Annotated in this window: 17 protein-coding genes; 12 read left to right on the forward strand and 5 right to left on the reverse strand. The window is 70.1% G+C overall.

Going from position 1 to position 21,520, the window contains the following annotated elements; genetic code table 11:
* Positions 1-70: 70 nt before the first annotated feature.
* The gene (locus AC068D_RS30680) at positions 71-889 is read right to left on the reverse strand and encodes a hypothetical protein (protein ID WP_478826367.1); all 819 of its coding nucleotides are present in this window, start codon (positions 887-889) and stop codon (positions 71-73) included.
* A 394-nt stretch (positions 890-1,283) separates the two neighbouring features.
* Between AC068D_RS30680 and AC068D_RS30685 the strand changes: the two genes are divergently transcribed.
* From AC068D_RS30685 to AC068D_RS30695, 3 genes are all read left to right on the forward strand, one after another.
* Positions 1,284-2,567: a glycosyltransferase family 4 protein gene (locus tag AC068D_RS30685; RefSeq protein WP_478826368.1), complete on the forward strand. Its 1,284-nt coding sequence runs from the start codon at positions 1,284-1,286 to the stop codon at positions 2,565-2,567.
* Entirely contained in the window at positions 2,564-3,343 is a 780-nt protein-coding gene (locus tag AC068D_RS30690) for a hypothetical protein (protein WP_478826369.1), read from the forward strand. The genes AC068D_RS30685 and AC068D_RS30690 overlap by 4 nt, the downstream gene beginning before the upstream one ends.
* 317 nt (positions 3,344-3,660) lie before the next feature.
* Positions 3,661-4,620, forward strand: coding sequence for a helix-turn-helix transcriptional regulator (locus AC068D_RS30695; RefSeq protein ID WP_478826370.1), 960 nt, complete (start codon positions 3,661-3,663; stop codon positions 4,618-4,620).
* Here the strand turns inward: AC068D_RS30695 and ctaD are convergent.
* Complete coding sequence (ctaD, locus tag AC068D_RS30700) at positions 4,577-6,289, reverse strand: aa3-type cytochrome oxidase subunit I (protein WP_478826480.1); 1,713 nt, start codon at positions 6,287-6,289, stop codon at positions 4,577-4,579. The two genes, AC068D_RS30695 and ctaD, sit on opposite strands and share 44 nt — an antisense overlap.
* A 479-nt stretch (positions 6,290-6,768) precedes the next feature.
* Between ctaD and AC068D_RS30705 the strand changes: the two genes are divergently transcribed.
* Entirely contained in the window at positions 6,769-6,984 is a 216-nt protein-coding gene (locus AC068D_RS30705) for an I78 family peptidase inhibitor (RefSeq protein WP_478826371.1), read from the forward strand.
* A 138-nt stretch (positions 6,985-7,122) separates the two neighbouring features.
* Here AC068D_RS30705 and AC068D_RS30710 read toward each other — a convergent pair whose 3' ends face one another.
* On the reverse strand, positions 7,123-8,163 hold the full coding sequence (locus AC068D_RS30710; protein ID WP_478826372.1) for a phosphatase PAP2 family protein: 1,041 nt from the start codon (positions 8,161-8,163) through the stop codon (positions 7,123-7,125).
* Between the two features lie 422 nt (positions 8,164-8,585).
* Between AC068D_RS30710 and AC068D_RS30715 the strand changes: the two genes are divergently transcribed.
* Both AC068D_RS30715 and AC068D_RS30720 read left to right on the forward strand, forming a co-directional pair.
* On the forward strand, positions 8,586-10,283 hold the full coding sequence (locus tag AC068D_RS30715) for an MFS transporter (protein WP_478826373.1): 1,698 nt from the start codon (positions 8,586-8,588) through the stop codon (positions 10,281-10,283).
* Positions 10,284-10,362: 79 nt separating this feature from the next.
* A complete protein-coding gene (locus AC068D_RS30720; RefSeq protein WP_478826374.1) occupies positions 10,363-11,553 on the forward strand; it encodes an acyl-CoA dehydrogenase family protein in 1,191 nt (396 codons plus the stop codon).
* 83 nt (positions 11,554-11,636) lie between these two features.
* On the opposite strand, the gene AC068D_RS30725 is transcribed toward AC068D_RS30720, so the two are convergent.
* Positions 11,637-12,071, reverse strand: a complete 435-nt coding sequence (locus tag AC068D_RS30725; protein ID WP_478826375.1) for a cell division protein SepF — start codon at positions 12,069-12,071, stop codon at positions 11,637-11,639.
* Positions 12,072-12,369: 298 nt separating this feature from the next.
* On the opposite strand from AC068D_RS30725, the gene AC068D_RS30730 reads away from it, so the two are divergent.
* The 3 genes from AC068D_RS30730 to AC068D_RS30740 all read left to right on the forward strand — a co-directional run bounded on the left by AC068D_RS30730 (position 12,370) and on the right by AC068D_RS30740 (position 17,013).
* Complete coding sequence (locus AC068D_RS30730) at positions 12,370-13,614, forward strand: DUF5685 family protein (protein ID WP_478826376.1); 1,245 nt, start codon at positions 12,370-12,372, stop codon at positions 13,612-13,614.
* 1,860 nt (positions 13,615-15,474) lie between these two features.
* Positions 15,475-16,380, forward strand: coding sequence for a S1 family peptidase (locus AC068D_RS30735; protein WP_478826377.1), 906 nt, complete (start codon positions 15,475-15,477; stop codon positions 16,378-16,380).
* 153 nt (positions 16,381-16,533) lie between these two features.
* A complete protein-coding gene (locus AC068D_RS30740; RefSeq protein WP_478826378.1) occupies positions 16,534-17,013 on the forward strand; it encodes a hypothetical protein in 480 nt (159 codons plus the stop codon).
* Between the two features lie 180 nt (positions 17,014-17,193).
* Here the strand turns inward: AC068D_RS30740 and AC068D_RS30745 are convergent, their stop codons facing one another.
* Positions 17,194-18,096, reverse strand: a complete 903-nt coding sequence (locus tag AC068D_RS30745) for a DUF4231 domain-containing protein (RefSeq protein ID WP_478826481.1) — start codon at positions 18,094-18,096, stop codon at positions 17,194-17,196.
* A gap of 231 nt (positions 18,097-18,327) precedes the next feature.
* On the opposite strand from AC068D_RS30745, the gene AC068D_RS30750 reads away from it, so the two are divergent.
* The 3 genes from AC068D_RS30750 to AC068D_RS30760 are packed head-to-tail and all read left to right on the forward strand — an operon-like array spanning position 18,328 to position 21,512.
* Positions 18,328-18,492, forward strand: a complete 165-nt coding sequence (locus AC068D_RS30750; protein WP_478826379.1) for an FxSxx-COOH cyclophane-containing RiPP peptide — start codon at positions 18,328-18,330, stop codon at positions 18,490-18,492.
* Between the two features lie 40 nt (positions 18,493-18,532).
* Positions 18,533-20,755: a radical SAM/SPASM protein FxsBH, inactivated beta-hydroxylase extension form gene (gene fxsBH / locus AC068D_RS30755; protein ID WP_478826380.1), complete on the forward strand. Its 2,223-nt coding sequence runs from the start codon at positions 18,533-18,535 to the stop codon at positions 20,753-20,755.
* Positions 20,736-21,512 (forward strand): AAC(3) family N-acetyltransferase, encoded by a 777-nt coding sequence (locus AC068D_RS30760; protein WP_478826381.1) that lies wholly within the window; start codon positions 20,736-20,738, stop codon positions 21,510-21,512. Before fxsBH ends, AC068D_RS30760 begins: the two co-directional genes overlap by 20 nt.
* Positions 21,513-21,520 lie beyond the last annotated feature (8 nt).

Genomic DNA, 21,520 nt, shown 5'->3' on the forward strand with positions numbered 1-21,520 from the left:
GCGGGGGTAGGAGGGGCGCATCGGGGCATGGGTCCGGTCAGCCCGGACCCATCGCAGGGCCCCAGCCGGGTCACGTGCCCGCCAGCGGCATCGAGGCGGCGACCAGCCGCCCGTTCGCCGCCGCCTTCTCCAGCGCGTCACGCAGCAGGTCCTCGCGCGGCTGCTGACCGATGGAGCCGACAGGGGCGGCGAAGACCAGGACCCTGTGGGACTTGTTGGCCGCGGTGCGCCAGCCCTCCGTGACCTGGAGCGGCTGATGGGCCTGCCACCAGGCGACCTGGCCGCCACCGCCCGTGCCCGGCTGGAGCACGGCGTGCAGCTGGCCCATGGCGAGCAGGACCGACCATCCGTGCAGCGACGGGGGCACCTCGTTGATCGCGGACACGGGCAGGAATCCCTGCTCGATCAGCAGCGGCAGGAAGTCGTCGCCGCCGCCCAGCGATCCGGGGCGGGCGATCGGCCCGGTCGGTTCGACGACGAGTGCCGGGTGGAGGTCGTCCCCGATCAGCACCAGACCGCTGGTGACGCCGAGCACGGCGGGCCCGGGGGCCGCGTTCCCCGCGGCTTGGTCCGGCTGGGCCGCGGGGGCGCCATAGGCGGCCGGGGCGGGCGTCTCGCCGGTGATCGACCGGACGGCGCCCCTCAGCTGCTCCTCGGCGACCTGGACGACCTGCGAAGGGATGCAGGTGGCGTGGGCGAACGCGAGTACGGCGGTCTCCTCGCCGACGAACAGCACGGTGCTGGTCCGTTCCTGCTCGGAGTCCCCCGGGGTGCGGCAGGAGGTGCAGTCGTAGCTGCCCGGGGCGTTCTCGCCGGCGAGCAGCCGGTCGGCTTCTTCGTCGCCGATCTCGGCGCGTACGTCCTCGCTGACGTCGAGCATGCGCGGCACGGGTGGCTCCTCGGACTCGGTGCTTGGTTGGTGCCGGGGGGTCCCCGGCTCATAACGAGCACAACGGGCGATCCGCGGCAGGAGTCACGCGTGAAGGGGTAGTGAGCGACAGATCGTCAAGTCGACACATCGATGTTCGGACGCTCGAACGTGCCACCGCGCGGCACGACGGCTGACGCGACGGCCGAACACGAAGGCGTTGCGGCACACGAGCCCCGGCCCGCCCGTAAGACCTTTCCGCCCGTGGCTCGTTGACTGCACAGCAGGCACCGGAGCAGCGGGGAGCGGCGAACTGACGGAGAATGGGCTCAGCGTCCCCGGCCCACGGACCGCCTGCACGCGGCGAGTACAGTCCATCACTGACCATCATGAACATCGGGGGACGCGGCAGCGCATGCACATCTCATTCCTGCTCCACAACGCGTACGGGATCGGAGGGACGATCCGCACGACGTTCAACCTCGCCCGGATCCTGGCCGAGCGGCACGACGTCGAGATCGTCTCGGTCTTCCGGCATCGTGAGGAGCCGATACTCGGCGCCCCCGCCGGTGTCGTGATGCGCCATCTCGTGGATCTGCGCAAGGGCAGTCCCACCAACGACACCGCGAACCCGGAATACTCCCGTCCCGCGAAGGTGTTCCCGCGTGGCGACGGCCGCTGGAAGCAGTACAGCCGGCTCACCGACGCGCGTATCGCCGCCCATCTGAAGTCGCTGGAGGCTGATGTCGTCGTCGGTACCCGCCCCGGTCTGAACGTCCACATCGCCCGCCATGCCCCGCGCAGCACGGTCCGTGTGGGTCAGGAGCACCTCACGCTGGACAGCCACGGCTACCGGCTGCGCCGCGAGATCGGCCACCGCTACGCTCTGCTCGACGCCGTCACGACGGTCACCGAGGCCGACGCCCGGGCCTACCGCACACAGCTGAAGCTGCCCGGTGTGCGGATCGAGTCCGTGCCCAACAGCGTGCCCGCACCGAATGTGGCGCCTGCCGACCCCGCCGCCAAGTGGGTGATCGCGGCCGGGCGGCTCACCAAGGTCAAGCGGTACGACCTGCTGGTCAAGGCCTTCTCCAAGGTCGTCGCCGCCCGTCCCGACTGGCGGCTGCGGATCTACGGCACCGGTGATGCGACCGGCAACGAGCGGGGTGCACTGCGCGGGCTGATCGAACAGCGCGGGCTGCACAACCACGTCTTCCTGATGGGACCGGCCAATCCGCTGGAGCCGGAGTGGGTCAAGGGCTCGCTCGCCGCCGTCACCTCCAGCAGGGAGTCCTTCGGGATGACCATCGTGGAGGCGATGCGCTGCGGCGTTCCCGTCGTCTCCACCGACTGCCCGCACGGGCCCGGCGAGATCATCGGGGACGGGATCGACGGACGGCTGGTACCGGTGGGCGACGAGGACGCGATCGCCGATGCGCTGCTCGACCTGATCAACGACGACGAGTTGCGCCGGCGCACCGGAGAGGCGGCCCGCAAGGCCGCCGAGCGCTTCGACCCCGCCCGGATCGCGGAACGGCACGAGGCGCTCTTCGCCGATCTGATCGCCCAGGGCACCAACTGCCGTTCGCGGGGAGCGCTGCGGGACGCCGTGCACCGCTCGCGCGGTCTGGTGCTCGACGGGGCGTACGGTCTGCGCTACAAGGCCGCAGATGTGATCCGGAAGAGGAGAACGGCATGACCACGTCCACGGGCGGGCTGACGCCGCGTGCCGACTGCATCGCCGACTCCGCCGGGGGCGTCACCTTCGACATGGCCGGGGCTGCGGCGGAGGATGCGGCGTTGGTGCTGCGCCGGCGTGGCGGCACGGCCCCCGGGGACACCGTGCGGCTGCCGCTCACCTCGGCCGGGGGCGACCGCTCCCGGGCCGTCCTGCCCAGCACGGTGGAGCTCGCCGAGGGCCACTGGGATGCCTTCAGGGACGACGGCGCCGCCGTGGAGCCCGGCATCCGCGACCTGAGGGCGCTCATGGACCGGGTTCCGGAGGCCGGCCGGGTCGCCGTGCGCGTGCCCTACCCGACGGCGGAGGGGCTGCTCGCGCTGCGCTCCTGGGTGCGCGACCCGCACGCCGAGGCCGGGGACATCGGCTTCGAGCAGGGATCCTGTGTGGTCGAGGGCGTGCTGTACGGGGCCGTGCTCGGCCAAGGCGCGGTCGCGGAGGCGCGGCTCGGGGGCAAGGTGCATCCGCTCGCGGTGACGAGCGAGGGCGGCGGAGCCTTCGGCTTCACCCTGCCGTACGCCACGCTCGTCGAGGCGCCCGTGGTGAAGCAGCAGATGTGGACGCTCTGGCTGCGCCCGTCCGAGGGCGCGAAACCGGTGCGGATCTCCCGCCTCCTCGACGACGTGTGGGACCGGAAGAGCATCTTCGTCTATCCGGTCCACGACGCCGGCGAGTACCGGGCCACGCCGTGCTACAGCAACGACAACGACCTGTGCGTGCGCCTGACCGCGAAGTGACTTGAAGAACGCTTCCCGGACGTCCCCCGGCCGGCAGTTCGGGGACCTCCGGGGCGGCGACGTGCCCGCGCCGGTCGAACTCCGACCCTGAGGGACCTCGATCCTGAAGGGAAGCATCTCCCGGCTCGCCCGGTCCACGGCACTCTCCTTGCCATCTTGCTCCACCTTGCTCCACCTTGCTCCACGGCACTCTCCTGCTGCCCGACGTTCTCCGGGCCCGTGGCCGTGTCCTCGTTCCCTTGCTCTTCCGCCGTGTCCCTCACGGCGGGAGGCCTTGCGGACAGTTGCTGTCCTCGATGCCTGGCAGACTCGGCCCCATGCTGGAAACCTCGGCACGACTTCTGCGCCTCCTCTCCCTGCTGCAGGCCCACCGCGAATGGTCGGGTGCCGATCTCGCGGACCGGCTCGGCGTCACCCCGCGCACCGTGCGGCGGGACGTCGAGCGGCTGCGCGAGCTCGGCTACCCCGTCAATGCCAGCCCGGGCACGGGCGGCGGCTATCAGCTCGGAGCGGGCGCCCAGATGCCGCCGCTGCTGCTCGACGACGACGAGGCCGTCGCGGTCGCCGTCGGCCTGCGCACCGCCGCGGGCAACGGCATCGAAGGCATCGGCGAGACCTCCGTACGCGCCCTGGCGAAGCTGGAGCAGGTGCTGCCCAATCGGCTGCGGCGCCGGGTCGGCGCACTCAACGCCTTCACCGTGCCGATGCTGCGCGCTCCACGGGCACAGGTCGATCCCTCGGTCCTGACCCAGCTGGCGAACGCCTGTCGGGACAGTGAGCGGCTGCGCTTCGCGTACGAGGACCACAACGGTTCGGCCACCCGGCGCACGGTGGAGCCGCACCGTCTGGTGTGCACCGAGCACCGCTGGTATCTCGTCGGCTGGGACGTGGACCGTGCGGACTGGCGTACGTTCCGTGCCGACCGGATCACTCCGAAGCCGCCGCACGGACCGCGCTTCGCCCCGCGGACACCACCCGCCGAGGACCTCGCCGCGTATGTGTCGAAAGGGGTGTCGACGGCCGCCTACGCCGCGAAGGCGGTGATCAGGCTGCATGTACCGGCCGAGCAGGCAGCCGGGACAGTGTCACCGTCGGCCGGCACGCTGGAGGCCGAGGGACCCGACAGCTGTCTGCTGCACACCGGGGCGGGGAGCCTCGAGGTGATGGTCGTTCATGTGATGATGATGGGCTTCGACTTCGAGGTCGTGGAGCCGGAGGAGCTGGCCGAACACATCAGGACGATCCGCGACCGGCTGTCCCGGGCTCTGGGGGAATGACCGGCCGGCCGCCGTGCGGCAGTTCGCGCTGTGCCGCGAACCCGGGGTGGTGCAGATCGAAGGCGGGGGACTCGGAGCGGATCCGCGGGATGGCGGTGAAGTTGTGCCGGGGCGGAGGGCACGAGGTCGCCCACTCCAGCGACCGTCCGAAGCCCCAGGGATCGTCCACCTCCACCTTCTTCGCGTACTTCGCGGTCCTCCAGACGTTGTAGAGGAACGGCAGCGTGGACGAGCCCAGCAGGAAGGCGCCGATGGTGGACACCGTGTTGAGCGCGGTGAAACCGTCGGCCGCCAGATAGTCCGCATACCGCCGCGGCATCCCCTCCGCACCCAGCCAGTGCTGCACCAGGAAGGTGATCTGGAAGCCGATGAAGAGCGTCCAGAAGTGCATCCTGCCGAGCCGCTCGTCGAGCATCTTGCCGGTGAACTTGGGCCACCAGAAGTAGAACCCGGCGAACATCGCGAAGACGACCGTGCCGAAGACCGTGTAGTGGAAGTGGGCGACGACGAAGTACGAGTCGGTCACCTGGAAGTCCATCGGCGGGGACGCGAGGATGACGCCGGTGAGCCCGCCGAGCAGGAACGACACCAGGAAGCCGACCGCCCACAGCATCGGTGTCTCGAACGACAGCGACCCTCTGAGCATGGTGCCGCTCCAGTTGAAGAACTTCACCCCGGTCGGCACGGCGATCAGGAACGACAGCAGGGAGAAGAAGGGCAGCAGCACCGCCCCGGTGGCGAACATATGGTGCGCCCACACCACGACCGAGAGTCCGGTGATGGCCATCGTGGCGCCGACGAGCGTGACGTAGCCGAAGACCGGCTTCCGGGAGAAGACCGGGATGATCTCGGTGATGATGCCGAAGAACGGCAGGGCGATGATGTAGACCTCGGGGTGGCCGAAGAACCAGAAGAGGTGCTGCCACAGCAGCGCACCGCCGTTCTCGGCCTGGAAGACCACCGAGCCGAACCTGCGGTCCGATTCCAGCACCAGCAGCGCCGCGGCCAGCACCGGAAAGGCGGCGAGGACCAGGATCGTGGTGAAGAGGATGTTCCAGGTGAAGATCGGCATCCGGAACATCGTCATGCCCGGCGCCCGCATCGCGATGATCGTCGTCAGGAAGTTCACCGAAGTGAGGATCGTGCCGAAGCCGGAGAAGGCGAGCCCCATGATCCAGAGATCGATGCCCACGCCGGGTGACCGGTCCAGGCTGTTGAGCGGGGCATAGGCGGTCCAGCCGAACGCGGCGGGGCCGGTGGGCACCAGCAGGGAGCCCAGCACCATCAGCCCGCCGAAGAGGAACAGCCAGTACGAGAACATGTTCAGTCGTGGGAACGCCACATCCGGCGCGCCGATCTGCAGCGGCACGATCTCATTGGCGAAGCCCGCGAAGGTCGGCGTCGCGAAGAGCAGCAGCATGATCGCGCCGTGCAGGGTGAACGCCTGGTTGAACTGCTGGTTCGTCATCAGCTGGAGCCCGGGCCGGGCCAGCTCGGCCCGCATCAGCATGGCCAGGAACCCGGCTGCCAGGAAGAAGCCGAACGATGTGACCAGGTAGAGATGCCCGATCTTCTTGTGGTCGGTCGTCGTGAGCCAGTCCACGAGGAGCCGGCCCCGCCGCCGCAGGGGAGTCACGGCTGCTGTCGGCCCCGCGGTGTCCGTCCCCATCGTTGCCCCCTCGCGGTCACCGGTGCGGGCCTCGTCCGGTCGTGGTTCGGCCCTGGTCCGGTCTCGGGCTGGAGCCACGATGCTAGGTGTGCGGGACCACCCGACAGGGTGAGGACACGGATGCGGACACGGCGCGATACGCGTATGGGTGACGGGCCGCTTTGTCCTGAAGTAGGGAGTCCATAAGGAATGATGAATTCCTGGTCTCGCGGTGGTTGCGCGGTAGTTGGAGAAGGGGGTTCGGCGGGGCGAATTCCGTCATGGGAATGTTTTCCTGTGACGGCCTCCCGCGGGGTCGGTGGAATTCGTGCGCGGGCTGCCCCGTTTAGCTGTGCGAATGGAGGCGTCAACATCAAACACGTGTCGTGATCCTGTGACACAAGTGTGACCGCTGAGGTACGTGGGGATCGGGATACATGTACGGAGGCCCGCTCGACGGGACTTCCGTCACCGTCCGCTGCCGCCTACGGTGAGGTCCCATGGCACCGATACCGACACCTTCCGAAGAGCCCGATGACGCCCCCGAGGCCTATGTCGGGCTGGACGCCGACAGCGCCGAGCGGCTGGCCCGCCGCCGCGGCTGGAGCACCGTCAGATCGCTGCCGCCCGGGGCCGTCGTCACCATGGAATACCTGGCGGGCCGGCTCAACCTCGAGGTCGCCGACGGCACGGTCCGCCGCTGCTGGAAGGGCTGACACCGGTTCGGCGGCCGTGCTCCCGCAGTGCCGCCCCGAGCGTCCGCGCTCGGTACGGCGAAGGCCCCGACCGAGGTCGGGGCCTTCGCCGTGACGGGGGAGAGGCTGTTGCGTACCGCCCCCGATCGTTCCGGGTCGTCAGCCGCCCGGCACCGGCCGCGAACGCGGTGGGCGACGGCTGCCGACAGGGACGACCGGAGCGGGGTGCGGGGCGTGTGGCGTGTGCCCGGGCCCGCTGTGGCCGGAACGTGCGACCGCGTGCGGCCGCGCCTGGGTCAGCTGTGCGGTCGCAGCGGACCCCGCTGCCCCCGCACCCGCCATCCGGCCACCGGTACTGCCGGCCGTCACCGGCCTGCGCACCGGCTCGCCGTCGTCCGACGGAGCCCGCTGCGGGTATATGGCGGGCCGCGGGCCACCCGAGGCGACCGGAAGCGAAGGTGCCGGCAGTCGGCGTGCCCGCAGCTGGTCGCGCAGCGACAGGATGAACGCCTCGGCCCGCCCGATCAGCGGTTCGCACCAGGGCAGCGCCAGCAGGATCAGGAGCCCTGCCGCCCAGCCGAGCAGGACGTCGCTCAGCCAGTGCGTACCGAGGTAGACCGTGGTCAGTCCGACGCCCAGCGCGACCACGGCAGACAGCGCCGACAGATAGCGGCGGGCGCGTGGCGTGGTGGCCAGATAGGCGAGGATTCCCCAGGTCACCACGGCATTGGCGGTGTGACCCGAAGGAAATATATCGCCGCCGGCGAAGAGCTCGGCGGAGCCGATCTGCGTCGCGTAGTGGGGGCCGAGCCGGCCGAGACCGAGCTTGACCGAGCCGACCGTCGAGTTCAGCAGCAGCAGCGCGGCGCCCAGCGAGAGCAAGGGCCGCAGGGTGTGCTGCCGCCAGGAGCGCCAGCCCAGCCAGGCCGCCACCATCACGGCGGTGGGGCCACGCTGACCGAGCACGACGAAGTAGTCCAGAAAAGCGTGCAGCTCCGGCCACTGCTGATACGGCCGGAAGAGCATGACCTTCCAGTCGAGGGTCACCAGCCAGGACGACGCGAGCACGGCGACGACGATGGCGAGATAGAACGCCGACGTCCCGCCGAAGAGTGCGAGACGGGTGCGGCTCATCCGCGGGATCTCTATCTTCGGCGGCTCCGGCTCCCGGTCCAGGCGGGCAAAGATGTCGGTACGCACCCAATCGACGTTACAGCGAGTGAGTGTCGGGCCAGGCCGATCCAGGCTCTTCGTGATGACGATGTGATGTGGAACGCGTCTCACTCGGGCATTCTTTCGCGGTCGGCCGTGAAATGGGAAGCGACCTCGGGGGTAATTGCGGGGGTGGTGTTCTTTGTCAGCGTGTTTGTGTGAGGAAAACAGCTGATGCGATTTGCACCGGGAATTCCACGGCTGCTCGTGACGCGCCCGGTGCCACGCCTGCGGCGCGCCCGCGTGGCGTACACCACACCACCCGGTCCGTCGAGGTGAGAGGTGTACCACGCGCCGCCGGCCCGGACTCGCGTACGCTGACTGATCACTCGCCCGTCGATGCCGGGCCGCCCACCGGGCCCCGCCCCCCGGCAGGCCCACCGACGCGAGACTCATCGGGAGGTACGTACATGTTCGGGACGACCACGGCCGGAGCGCGCTCGCGTGCCACCGGCAGCGGTACCAACCGCTGGGTCGTCCTTCTCGTCCTCTGCGTCAGCCTGCTCCTGGTCGCCCTCGACGCGACCGTGCTCCATGTCGCCGTACCCGCCGTCACCGAGGACCTGCGCCCGAGCGGTGTCGAGCTGCTGTGGATCGTCGACGCGTACCCGCTGGTCTGCGCCTCACTGCTGATCCTCTTCGGCACGCTGGGCGATCGGGTCGGCCGCCGCCGCGTCCTGCTGATCGGCTATGCACTGTTCGGCGTGGCCTCCGCCGTCGCGGCGCTGTCCACCACCCCCGAGGTGCTCATCGCGGCCCGCGCCCTGCTCGGCGTGGGCGGCGCGATGATCATGCCGGCGACGCTCTCGATACTTCGCGCGGTCTTCCCCGACCGCCGCGAGCGGGCCACCGCCATAGGCATCTGGACCGCGGTCGCCGCCGTCGGCGCCGCCACCGGACCGGTGCTCGGCGGTTTCCTGGTCCAGCACTTCTGGTGGGGCTCGGTCTTCCTCGTCAACATCCCGCTCATGGCCCTGATCCTTCCGATCGGCCGCTGGCTGCTCCCGGAGTCCAGGGGCAGCGGCCAGGGCCCGTGGGACGTCATCGGTGCGCTGACGGCGGCGGCCGGTGTGCTCGGCGTGGTCTTCGGCGTGAAGCGGCTGGGCGTGGGCCATGGGCTGCTGGACATTCCCACGACCGCCCCGCTCGTCGCCGGAGCGCTGCTCGTGGCCTTCTTCGTGCGCCGCCAGAAGCGCCGTGAGCATCCCCTCATCGACATGCGCATGTTCGCCAGGGCGACCTTCTCCACCTCGGTGGGCTGCATCGTCCTCGCCATGCTGGCGCTGGTCGGCCTGGAACTCATCGCCGTCCAGTACCTCCAGCTCGTCCTCGGGCTGAGCCCGCTGGAGACCGGACTGCGGCTGCTGCCCCTCACCTTTGCCGCCATGGCCGCGGGCGCGACCGGATCGATCACCCTGCGCCGCATCGGCCCGCGCCGGATGGTCGGCTGGGGCTTCGTGCTGACCGCCGTCGCCGTGCTGCTGCTCACGCTGATGGGACACCACGACCGGCCGCTGCTGCTCACCGTCGGGTTCGTGCTGCTCGGATTCGGGCTGCAGACCACCCTCTTCGGCGCCTACGAGTCGATGCTCAGCGAGGCTCCCGCGGCGCAGGCCGGCGGGGCCGCGGCGATAGGGGAGACGTCGTACCAGCTGGGGGCCGGGATGGGCATCGCGCTGCTCGGCAGCGTCATGAACGCCGCGTACGCACCAGGGCTGACCGCCACCTCCGGAGTCCCGGGCGCCGCACGCTCTGCCGCGACCAACTCGCTCGGCGAGGCCTACCAGGTGGCGGCCGCACTGGGCGGCCCGGCCGGGGACGCGCTGCGCGACGCGGCGCGGGCCTCGTTCGTCCACGGTCTGCATGTCACGCTCGTGGTGAGCGCGGGCCTGCTGCTGCTCGGGGCGCTGGCCGCGCTGAAGCTGCCCAAGGTGATGGAGTGCCCGGCACCGTCCGCCGAGCTTCCCGAGCAGCCGGACCACCTGGCTCGTGAGGTGTCGGAGCGGTCGGCGGCACCTGAAGTACCCGAGCACATCACGGTTCCGGCGCGGCGCGCGACGGCCGGGACAGCCGGTGGCAGGGCACGCTCTGGACGCACGGCACACTGAGCCGTAACGTCAGCGCCCAGCATTAACTAACACTGCTAGGTTTTGACTCAGCGCCGTGTGAGCCGCCGGAGGCACCCTCATGTCCGCACCCTCGAAGCTGCCACCCTTCGACCCCGCCGACCCCCTCGGCATCGACGACCTCCTGGAGCCCGAGGACCTCGCGATCCGCGACACGGTCCGCTCGTGGGCGGCCGATCGTGTGCTGCCGCAGATCGCCGACTGGTACGAACGCGGCGAACTCCCCGGTATCCATGAGCTCGCCCGCGAGCTCGGCTCGATCGGTGCACTCGGCATGTCGCTGACCGGCTACGGCTGCGCGGGGGCCACCGCCGTGCAGTACGGGCTGGCGTGTCTGGAGCTGGAGGCGGCCGACTCGGGCATCCGCTCGCTCGTCTCCGTCCAGGGCTCGCTCGCGATGTACGCGATCTGGAAGTACGGCTCGGAGGAGCAGAAGCAGCGCTGGCTGCCTGCAATGGCGTCGGGCGAGATCATCGGCTGCTTCGGTCTGACCGAGCCGGACCATGGTTCCGATCCGGCGGGAATGCGCACGTATGCCAAGCGCGACGGCACCGACTGGGTGTTGACGGGCCGCAAGATGTGGATCACCAACGGCTCGGTCGCCGGGGTCGCCGTCGTCTGGGCGCAGACCGACGACGGCATCCGTGGCTTCGTCGTCCCGGCGGGCAGCCCCGGACTCTCGGCTCCCGAGATCAAGCACAAGTGGTCGCTGCGGGCCTCCGTCACGAGCGAACTCGTCCTCGACGAGGTGCGGCTGCCGGCCGATGCCGTACTCCCGGAGGTCACCGGACTGAAGGGCCCGCTCGGCTGTCTGTCGCACGCGCGCTACGGCATCGTCTGGGGTGCGATGGGCGCGGCCCGCTCCAGCTTCGAGGCGGCACTCGACTATGCGCGGACGCGCGAGCAGTTCGGCAGGCCCATCGGCGGCTTCCAGCTCACCCAGGCCAAGCTCGCCGACATGGCGCTCGAACTGCACAAGGGGATCCTGCTCGCCCATCATCTCGGGCGGCGGATGGACGCCGGGACCCTCCGCCCGGAACAGGTCAGCTTCGGAAAGCTCAACAACGTACGGGAAGCGATCGAGATCTGCCGGACTTCACGCACGATCCTCGGCGCCAACGGGATCTCGCTCGAGTACCCCGTGATGCGGCATGCGACCAACCTCGAGTCGGTGCTCACCTACGAGGGCACCGTCGAGATGCACCAGCTCGTGCTCGGCAAGGCACTCACCGGTCTGGATGCCTTCCGGTAGACCGGCGAGCGCCCTGCACGGCTCTGGTTGCGGTGGCTTCCGGGGGGCAACCCCCGGGCCCCCGGCCCGAGACCACCCCCGCCTCAGCTCTGATTGAAGAAGCCGTCGCCGTCGCGGCCGGCGGACTCCCCGCTGACGATCTCCGTGTCGGCCGGGGTCAGCAGGAAGACCCGGGTTGCCACGCGCTCGATCGAGCCGCGCAGGCCGAAGGTCAGCCCCGCCGCGAAGTCCACCACGCGCTTGGCGTCGGTGGGCTCCATCGACGTGAGGTTGACGATGACCGGGACACCGTCCCGGAAGAGCTCGCCGATGCCTCGCGCATCACGGAAACTGTCCGGCGAGATGGTGGCGATCCGGCGGCCCTGCTCCTCGGCCGACTCGGAGGCCACCCTGACCCGCGGGTCGGTCACCCACTGGTCGGCCGCTCCCGTACCCTCGGCGTACTCGTCGTCGTAGTAGCGCTCGTCGTTGTCCTCGACGAGTCCCAGCCATGCACTCGCCTTGCGCACCGATGCCATGGACGCCTCCTTTCACCGCGGTCACTTGTCGTTCCGCATCCCTATGGTCGTCCATGATGCGGATCGTGCGCCAAGTGGATAGTCGCCGCGCAGGGGTTTCGTGACGGTACTGGTGCAGAAGATGTGGCGATTCGTCAAGATTCTTGCTGCACAGCGGGTATGAGTGCTGCTCAGAAGCCTCATATCGAAGCAAAATATGAAAGTCGTGCCGGATGGGTGACGTCGGGCGCGTCCGGGCTAACGCAACCGGCCGGTACGATGCGGGCCGCACACCAGAACGACTCTCCGGGAGAACGTCGTGTTCGGAATCGTCAGGCCCTGCACCCACCGGCTCACCGACGGGCTGAAGACGGAGTGGATGGCCCATCTCTGCGGCCTGTGCCTGGCACTTCGGCAGGACCACGGCCAGTTCGCCAGGGTCGTCACCAACTACGACGGGCTCATAGTGTCGGTTCTGACGGAGGCTCAGACCGAACGGACGGCGGAACTACGGCGCAAGGCCGGACCCTGTCCACTGCGCGCGATGCGCACCGCACCCGTGGCCCGTGGCGAGGGCGCACGTCTGGCAGCCGCCGTGTCACTGGTGCTCGCGTCGGCGAAGGTGCGGGACCACGTCGCCGACCGGGACGGGGTGTTGGCCCGCAGGCCGGTGGCCGTCGCAGCCCGAAAGGTCGCCCTGAGCTGGGACAGGGCAGGTGCACGGGCCGGGCGTGAGCTGGGGTTCGACACGGCCGTACTCGTCGACGCCGTCGACCGCCAGACCGGAATCGAGGCGCTCGCCGGACCCGGTACCCCGCTTCTGACGATCACCGAACCCACGGAGACGGCCACGGCGGCGGCCTTCGCCCACACCGCCGTACTCGCCGGACGGCCGCAGAACACGGCCCCGCTCGCCGAAGCGGGACGGCTCTTCGGGAGGCTCGCGCATCTTCTGGATGCCGTGGAGGACAAGGAAACTGACGCTGCATCGGGTGCCTGGAACCCGCTCACCGTCACCGGCACGTCGCTGGAGGAGGCACGGCGGCTCGCGGACGACGCGGTGCACGGGATCAGGCTTGCGCTGCGCGACGCCGAGTTCGTCGACGACAGGCTGCTGCACGTGCTGCTCGCGCATGAGCTGCGGCAGTCGGTGAACCGGGTCTTTGGAACCACCACATGCTCACACCAGGGGTACGGGCAGCAGCCGCCGCAGGGGCACAACAGCCACGGCAATCCCTACGGTGGTGCGGGAGCCCCCGGACCGTACGGGGCGGCCAACCCGTACGGCGGCGCCCCGGGTGTGCCCGGAGGCGGCCTGCCGGGCGGTCCGGGAGGGCCCGGCGGGCTCCCGCCGCAGTTCGGTGGAGGGGATCCGCACAAGCCGAAGCCGCGCGGTTTCTGGGCGGGATGCGCGGCCTTCATCGGCCTGTGCTGCACATGCAGACTCTGCTGCGCCGAGGAGTACGAAGGGCCCTGGTCCCGCAAGAAGCGTGAGGGCTGCTGCCACAAGTGCGACTGTGGCGACTGCGGCTGCGACTGCTGCTGCCCGTGCGACGGCTGCTAGTTGTGCTTTGTCGGGTCCGGGCCGCTGCGCGGGTGCCGCTGCCGGATGGTCCCGGGGGATGCCCGCGACCTGCGACGAACGTTGCGCGGATCGCGCCGACCGATCGTCGGGCCCGCCGCATCGCCGCAGGTCGGCGGCATCCGATAGGGCCTCTCGTTCGGATCCTGCCGGGATCGTGTGCCCCGGCACGCACGCTCGCCGGGTTGTCGGCGGAGGAAGGAGCCCACGCTCGGCGTGGGCTCCTTCCTCCGCCTTGCGATCGCTCGCACCGGACCCGGCTCACCGATCCAGCCCGACCCAAACGAAAGACCCCAGGTCCTGTCCTGGCGTTCTTCTCGGGCCGGTGACGACAGCCAACGGTTCCACCGGCCACCGCTGGGAGGCATCCCACGCTGCGTTGTCGGCGTCGCCCGAGTACGTCCGGTACGAGGGCGATCTCCCCCGGTCTCCGGTCGGTGGGGTACCCCCGGCGGAGCCAGGGGGAGTGGCTCCACCGCCTTGCGGTGTTTCCCCTCGGCTCCGGGGCCCGGGGAGACCCCAGGCGTCCGACGCCGCGGGCCGGTCCTCGTGTGCCGGGATGCATGCGGTGCCCGGTACGGGGGCCGTCAGGGCGCGCCCTTGCCCCGGCGTGCCCGGGTCTCCGAATGGCGTGGTGAGGCGCCGTCCCGGGCGAGTGGGCCGCTGAACCTCTCGGTCACAGCACGGGTCCCGGCCACCTGGTGTCACCCCTCGTCGGCAGGGGCGCACAGGGGGCATCGAGCGCGGTACGGCGCACGGACCGTGTCGCGTCAACAGCGTGGTCGGCGGAATCACGAGCAGGAGTGAACGTCGTGCCCACGCGACGGAGCGGTTGCGACGCGCGGACCGGTGGCTCCGGCGCGAGTTCGGGCATCGGGTGTTCTCGGCGTGCCCCAGGGCCGGCCCTGCAGCGCCGGAACCGGCCCCGGGCTACCCGGAAGGTCGAATTCCGGCCGTCCACGCCGATCGGCCGGAGGAGAGGGGAGCCGGTGCCCGGGCTCCGGGCGGAGCACGGGAGGTTGGCCGACGCCGCGTCCCTGACCGGCCCGGTCGGGCTCACGGCGGGCCCTCCCCGGTGTCCTGGTCCGGCACCTGGCGTGTGCGCGAGCGAAACCCCGGGCCGCAGGGTGCAGGCAGCCCTGCGGCCCGGGGGCTCGCCCCGGACCGCTCGGCGGACCCGGGTGTTCGGGTTTTCACGGGTACGGCCCACGACTCGCGCCGGACGCGGCAGGGGAACCTTCCGCGTATACGCCGACACCGCACCGAGCGCGCGCTGAACCCCGACCGGCGGAAGTGGGGGCGGATCTGCCCGCCGACGGGGGCGACGCACCAGGACCGCGGGCCGCGATCGGGTCCCACGGCTCGCTCAGGGCCGTCCGCACCGACGCGACCAGCAGGAACGGCAGCCACCGCTTCCCCGGTCCGGCGGGACCGCCGACGACCGCCCTGTGAACGTCGACCGCCGGTGCGCCCGGCACTGTCGTGCCCCCTGGTCCGCCACTTCGTCCTTCACCCCCGACCCGTGCAACGTGCTCGTCGCGGCACGGCAGGGTGAGCGGAACCTGCTCGGCCATGGACCCGTCCCAGGGGCGGGACAGGCGCTCGGCTTCTCGGCCGTGGCCGGTGGACGCCACCGGCCACGGCGCTGCTGCACCGGTTCGCGCAGGCGGCCGAAAGGAGCCCTTGCGCCCGGTAGTTGACGCCGCGAATACTCCGAACAGCGCTTGTCAGGGGCACGGTGAGTCCGATATCCGGACCAATCCCCCCGTGACCCGCTGACTGCGCCTCACGGGCCCGTCACCCCACGGTCGGGCCCCCGATTCCCCTCGGGAGGAACGAGAAGTGAGGATCAAGCGCACCATCCCCCGCAACGGCGTGGCGAGACGAACCCGTCTGCTCGCCGTCACCACCGGCCTCGTAGCAGCCGCAGCCCTGGCCGTCCCCACCGCCAACGCCGATGAGGCACCCCGCACCTTCAGCGCGACCCAGCTCTCCGCCGCGAGCGACGCCGTGCTCGACGCCGACGTGGCCGGTACCGCCTGGCACATCGACAAGGCGACCAACACCCTGGTCGTCACCGCCGACTCCACCGTCTCCAAGAGCGAGGTCGCCCGGATCAAGCAGGAAGCCGGAGCCAACGCCGGCGCTCTGCGCATCGAGCGCACGTCCGGCAAGTTCTCCAAGCTGATCTCCGGCGGCGACGCCATCTACGCCACCAGCTGGCGCTGCTCCCTCGGCTTCAACGTCCGCAACAGCGCGGGAACGTCGTTCTTCCTGACCGCCGGTCACTGCACCGACGGCGCTGGTACCTGGTACGCCAACTCCGCTCGTACCACCGTCCTCGGCCCGACCGCGGGCTCCAGCTTCCCGGGCAACGACTACGGCATCGTCCGCTACACCAACACCTCGATCGCCAAACCGGGAACCGTCGGCAGCGTCGACATCACCAGCGCGGCCAATGCCACCGTCGGTATGTCCGTGACACGCCGCGGCTCCACCACCGGCACCCACAGCGGCAGCGTCACCGGGCTCAACGCCACGGTCAACTACGGCGGCGGTGACATCGTCTACGGCATGATCCGCACCAACGTGTGCGCCGAACCGGGCGACAGCGGAGGCCCGCTCTACTCCGGCAGCCGGGCCATCGGCCTGACCTCCGGCGGCAGCGGCAACTGCAGTTCCGGCGGCACGACCTTCTTCCAGCCGGTCACCGAGGCGCTGAGCGCCTACGGAGTCAGCGTCTACTGATCCCGCGCGACATCGGGGACCCTTTCCGGCACCAGCGGCCGGAGCCCGAGTCGAGCCCCCGTCCTGAATCGAGGACGGGGGCTCGACGTCTTGCGTGGATTTGAGAGGATGTCAGAACGGTCGTGCACCGAGACGCCTGGGGGGTTGCGGTCTGTGAAGCGCATCGGAGTGACCGGCCACCGAAACATTCCCCCCGAGGCTGTCGCGCACATCAGCACGGCGATGCGGGCGCTGCTCCGTGGACACGAGGGTTCGCTCGAGGCCCTGTCGAGTCTCGCCGCGGGCGCCGACCAGATGTTCGCGGACATCGCCCTGGAGTGCGGGGCCGAACTCACCGTGGTCATTCCCAGCGACGACTACGAGAACGGCTTCGACCATCCGGATGAACTGGCCCGCTTCCGCAGTCTGCGGGGGCGTGCCACTCAGGAGATCCGTATGGCCTTCGGCCGCTCGACGGACGAGGCGTACTACGCCGCCGGTGCCTATATCGCCGACAACTGCGACCGGCTGCTTGCCATCTGGGACGGGCGTCCCGCCCGGGGCCTGGGCGGGACGGGTGACATCGTGCAGTATGCACGCGCGGCCGGAAAGCCGGTCACCGTCATCTGGCGGGCGGGCGTCGAGCGGGCCTGATGCCTCCGCGTGCGAGGGCCACCGTCCGGCCGCACACCGCAGGCTGTCTCCCCGTCGCCCCCGCACCTTCCGTGTCCGCCGTCCGTCGACCTGCCCCTCGTGTCCACCCGTCCGTCGGCCCGGCCGACCGGTCGCCCGCCCGCTCGGCCGAAGCGCGGGCGACACGGTCCCACCGACCGGTCAACTGCGGTGCTGCACAAGCCAGTCCGTGTGCTGGGGCGACACGATCCGCTCGGTCTCGTACACCGCCGACGGCCACTGCTGCTCGGTCACCGAGGTCTCCATGGCGATGTGGATCGCCGCCAGGTCCTCCTCGACGAGCGAATGGGCGGCGATCAGCGGCTGGTGCCTGCGGATCTCGCTCCACGCGAGACACGCCGCGGCGGCCGCCGACAGCAGCCCGGCCGGTTCGGCCGACCCGGTCACCGAAAAGGTGCGCAAGGTCCCGAAGAACAGGGCGAGCAGGGTGAGCAGGCCGATCGTGACCTGCCACAGAGCAGTCGCGCGTCGCGAGATCTCCGCGCGCCGGTGGTACCAGTTGCGCTGTTCGATCAGCCGGTCTCGTACATATGTCTCCTTGCGTACGCTGAAGACCTTCTCCCGGAGCAGCCGCATCGGGGTGGTGATGAGCTCGGTGCCTGCCGCGCTCCCACCGTTCTCCCGCGGATCCGTCCAGCCGACCTTCCTCAGCTCCTGCAGCCCCTCTTCCAGGCGGGTGGTGAACAGCCGGTCCGGATCGGGGGAGTCGGAGTCGAAGGGCGCGCCGTGGACCGCGTACCGCCAGCACATGGATCGGATGAACTCGGCTGCGGAGCGGTTGAGTTGCCAATGCGACTTTGCTCGATGGCGTGATCCGCGGAAGCTGACGGCGAGTACCCCCGCATAGCTCAACGCGCTCAAGGCTCCGATGAGTTGGAAGGAGCTGCCGATCGATCCGCGCCACGGGAGCGCGGCCAGGGCGGCGCCCAGGACGAGGAGGAGCAGCTGCAGCCGGGTACCGTTGACCGCCTCGCGCTGGCGCGCGATGGCGGTCTCGTCCGTGCGGTGAAAGAGAACCGGCAGATCAGCGTTTCGGAAGACCATGCTTTGCAGATGTCCGGGAACCCCGGTCATGCGCACCCCCCTCTGCGGATTTGGCTTCACTCGTTCGATGGAATGGCTTGTTCCGTACGGAGTGGGGAATACTCGCGCAACGCTTTTGTTTCAGCTCTACGTGCCGAGTTGCTGTGGGTGGCCATGAGAGTAAAGTCGTGCCGCCGACACTGCAACGGTGCGGTTCCCCCTGTTCGCACAAGATCCCCTAGGACGGCCGTCGTGACCTTCCAGACCTCAGCCACCTTCGCCGCCGCGAAGAAGAATCGTGTGCCCGTCACCGAGATCGACGTGCGCGGCGACGATGCCGCCAGGAAGCTGGGTCGCGTGCGCCCCGCTGCCGTCGACCGCACTCTGCGGGGGGCCAGTTTCAACTCGGCTCTCTAGTCTGGCTTCAGGCTGCCGGGCCTGACCCTAGACTGGTGGAATGACAGGACCCCTGGTCCCATTCCGTGAGATCGTGCTCAAGGTCCACAGCAGGTGCGATCTCGCATGCGACCACTGCTATATCTACGAACACGCAGATCAAACCTGGCGCACACGCCCCAAGACAATCTCTGACGAGGCGATTATCTCGACTGCTCGGCGACTGGCCGAGCATGCAAAGCACCATGCACTGCCCTCCGTGTCAGTGATCCTGCACGGAGGGGAGCCATTGCTGGCGGGTCCCGCCCGGTTACGACGGATCTGCGAGGAGCTGACGGCCGCCCTCGCCGGAGTCGCCGCGCTCGACCTGCGGATTCACACCAACGGGCTGCAGCTCAGCCCCCGCTACCTCGACCTCTTCGACGAGTTCGACGTCAAGGTCGGCATCTCCCTCGACGGCGACAGGACGGCCAACGACCGCCACCGCCGCTTCGCCGACGGCCGCAGCAGCCACCCCCTGGTCCTCCGTGCCGTGGAACTCCTCCGCCAGGACCGCTACCGCCATCTCGACCTCGGCCTGCTCTGCACGATCGACGTGGAGAACGACCCCGTCGCCGTGCACGACGCGCTGATGGAACTCGACCCCCCGCGCATCGACTTCCTGCTGCCGCACGCCACCTGGGACGAGCCGCCCCCGAGGCCCGACGGCTCACCCACCGCCTATGCCGACTGGCTCCTCACGGTCTTCGACCGCTGGGACCGGCAGGGCCGGCGGGTTCCCGTACGGCTCTTCGACTCCGTCCTGTCCACGCTCTCCGGGGGGCCCAGCCTCACCGAGTCGCTCGGCCTCGCCCCCACCGATCTGGTCGTCGTCGAGACGGACGGCACCCTGGAGCAGGTCGACTCCCTGAAGAGCGCCTACGAGGGGGCCGCGGCGACCGGCTTCGATGTGTTCGCCCATTCCTTCGACGAGGTCGCCGCCCATCCCGGAGTCCGGGCCCGTCAGCTCGGCCTGGACGGTGTCAGCGAGACCTGCCGCGGATGCCCCGTCGTACGTTCGTGCGGCGGCGGCCTCTACACCCACCGCTACCGCACCGGCACGGACTTCGACAACACCTCGGTGTACTGCACCGATCTGGAGGCGCTGGTGCGCGGCATCGAGCTGCGCACCGCCTCCGCCTCCGTGTCTCCCGCAGTGACCGACGATGCGGCGCTCGGCACCGAACAGCACGAGCTGACATGGCTGCTGCTCGCCGGGCTCAACGACGAACTGGCCGGGCGGGGCGGTGAGGAGTGGGACCGCGCCTGGGAGCTCACGGGAGCCGTCGAAAAGTCCGACGGGTTCGACGACGTGCTGGCCCATCCGTACACGCCCAGCTGGCTGCACGACGCCCTGGACGCGCTCCAGGAGGAGCGGCCCGGTGCCACCGCGGCCCCGGCCGCCCGGCTGTCCGCCTCGGTCGCCGCCGCCGCCGTACGGAGCGGGTGCGACCTCGCCGTCCACGTCCCCTACCGGGACGGTGTGCTGCTGCTGCCGACGCTCGGCGAGCTGCGGTTCGGCGGGCGAGGCGAGCGCGGCACCGCGGAGGTGCGGCCCGTCGAGAAGGGCTTCCTGGTACGGGTCCGAGGCGTCGAGCGGCGGATCAGCCGGCCCGCCGAGCCGGCCTCCGAGTGGCTGCCGGTACGCAGGCTCGGCCGGGACGGGGCGCCGGATCTTGCGATCGAGGACCTCGATCCGTACCGGGACTGCTTCGGCGCAACGGTGCTTCCCCGGCTCGGCCTCGACGAGGCCGCCGACTGGACCGGCCGGCTGGCCGGTGCCTGGGGCCTGCTGCGCGAGCGGGTGCCGGAGCAGGCCTCGGCGGCCGAGGCCGCGCTGTCCACGCTGACCCCGCTGGCCGGCCGTGCCGGGCCCGCCGTCGGCCGGCACGGTCTCGGCGCGCTCGGACTGCCCCTGCACGGAGATGCCCGGGAGCTGGCGCTCGCACTGCTGCGCGGCCGGCGCAGGGCGCGGCTGCGCGCCCTGCTGGAGGTCACCGATCTCTATGCCGCGGACGGCTGGTGGGCCCATCCGGCGCCCTGGACGGAGCAGCTCATTCCGGTGTCGGAGCTGCTGGCGGGGGCCTACGAACGGGCAGGGCTCGCCGCATTCGACCACCACAGTGCCGAGCAGGCCATGCGGGCGCTGGAGACCCTCGAAGGTGCGGCGGAACTGACGGTCGGCGGCAAGCGCCTGCTGGCCCGGCTGGGGGAAGAGGCGGATCGTGACCGATGCCGTGGATGAACGGCGCAGACTCGCGCAGGGTCTGAGGGAGCTGGGTCTGTCGGCAGGGGACGTGGTACTCGTCCATGCCTCCCTCGGTGGCACCGGCCTCGATGCCGCCGTCCTGCGTGACGCGCTGCTGACGGCACTGGGCGGGAAAGGCACGCTGATCGTGCCCGCATTCACTCCGGAGAACTCGGACACCTCCACGGCCCATCTGCGGCAGGTGGCCGGTATGACACCCACACAGGCGGCGGCCTTCCGGGCCACGATGCCGGCCTTCGACCCGGCCACCACACCCTGCCCGGGTATGGGCCGGTTGGCCGAGTCCGTTCGGACCACTCCGGGCGCGGTGCGCAGTGCCCATCCACAGGTTTCCTTCGCCGCGCTGGGGTGGCGGGCAGGGGAACTGCTGGCGTCCCACCCGCTCGACTCCCATTTCGGTGAGGCGTCCCCACTGGCGGCCCTGTACCGGGCGGATGCCAGGGTTTTGATGATCAATGTGGGGTTCTCCGTCTGTACCGCCTTCCACCTGGCCGAATATCGAACCGGCGCGCCCCTGCGCAGTTATCGCTGTGTGGTGCGTGGTGTGCATGGTGCTGAATGGAAGGAATACAAGGACGTTTCGCTGGACGACAGCGATTTCGCGGCCATCGGAGAAACGTTCGATGCACATCTGGAACACAAGGGACAACTGGGAGGAAGGACTGCGAGATTGTTCTCGATCAGGGATGCCGTGGACCATGCCGTGACGTGGATGACCGAAAAACGGCCCTGATTGACTGA

It is taken from the genome of Streptomyces sp. NPDC043861, from assembly GCF_056435905.1.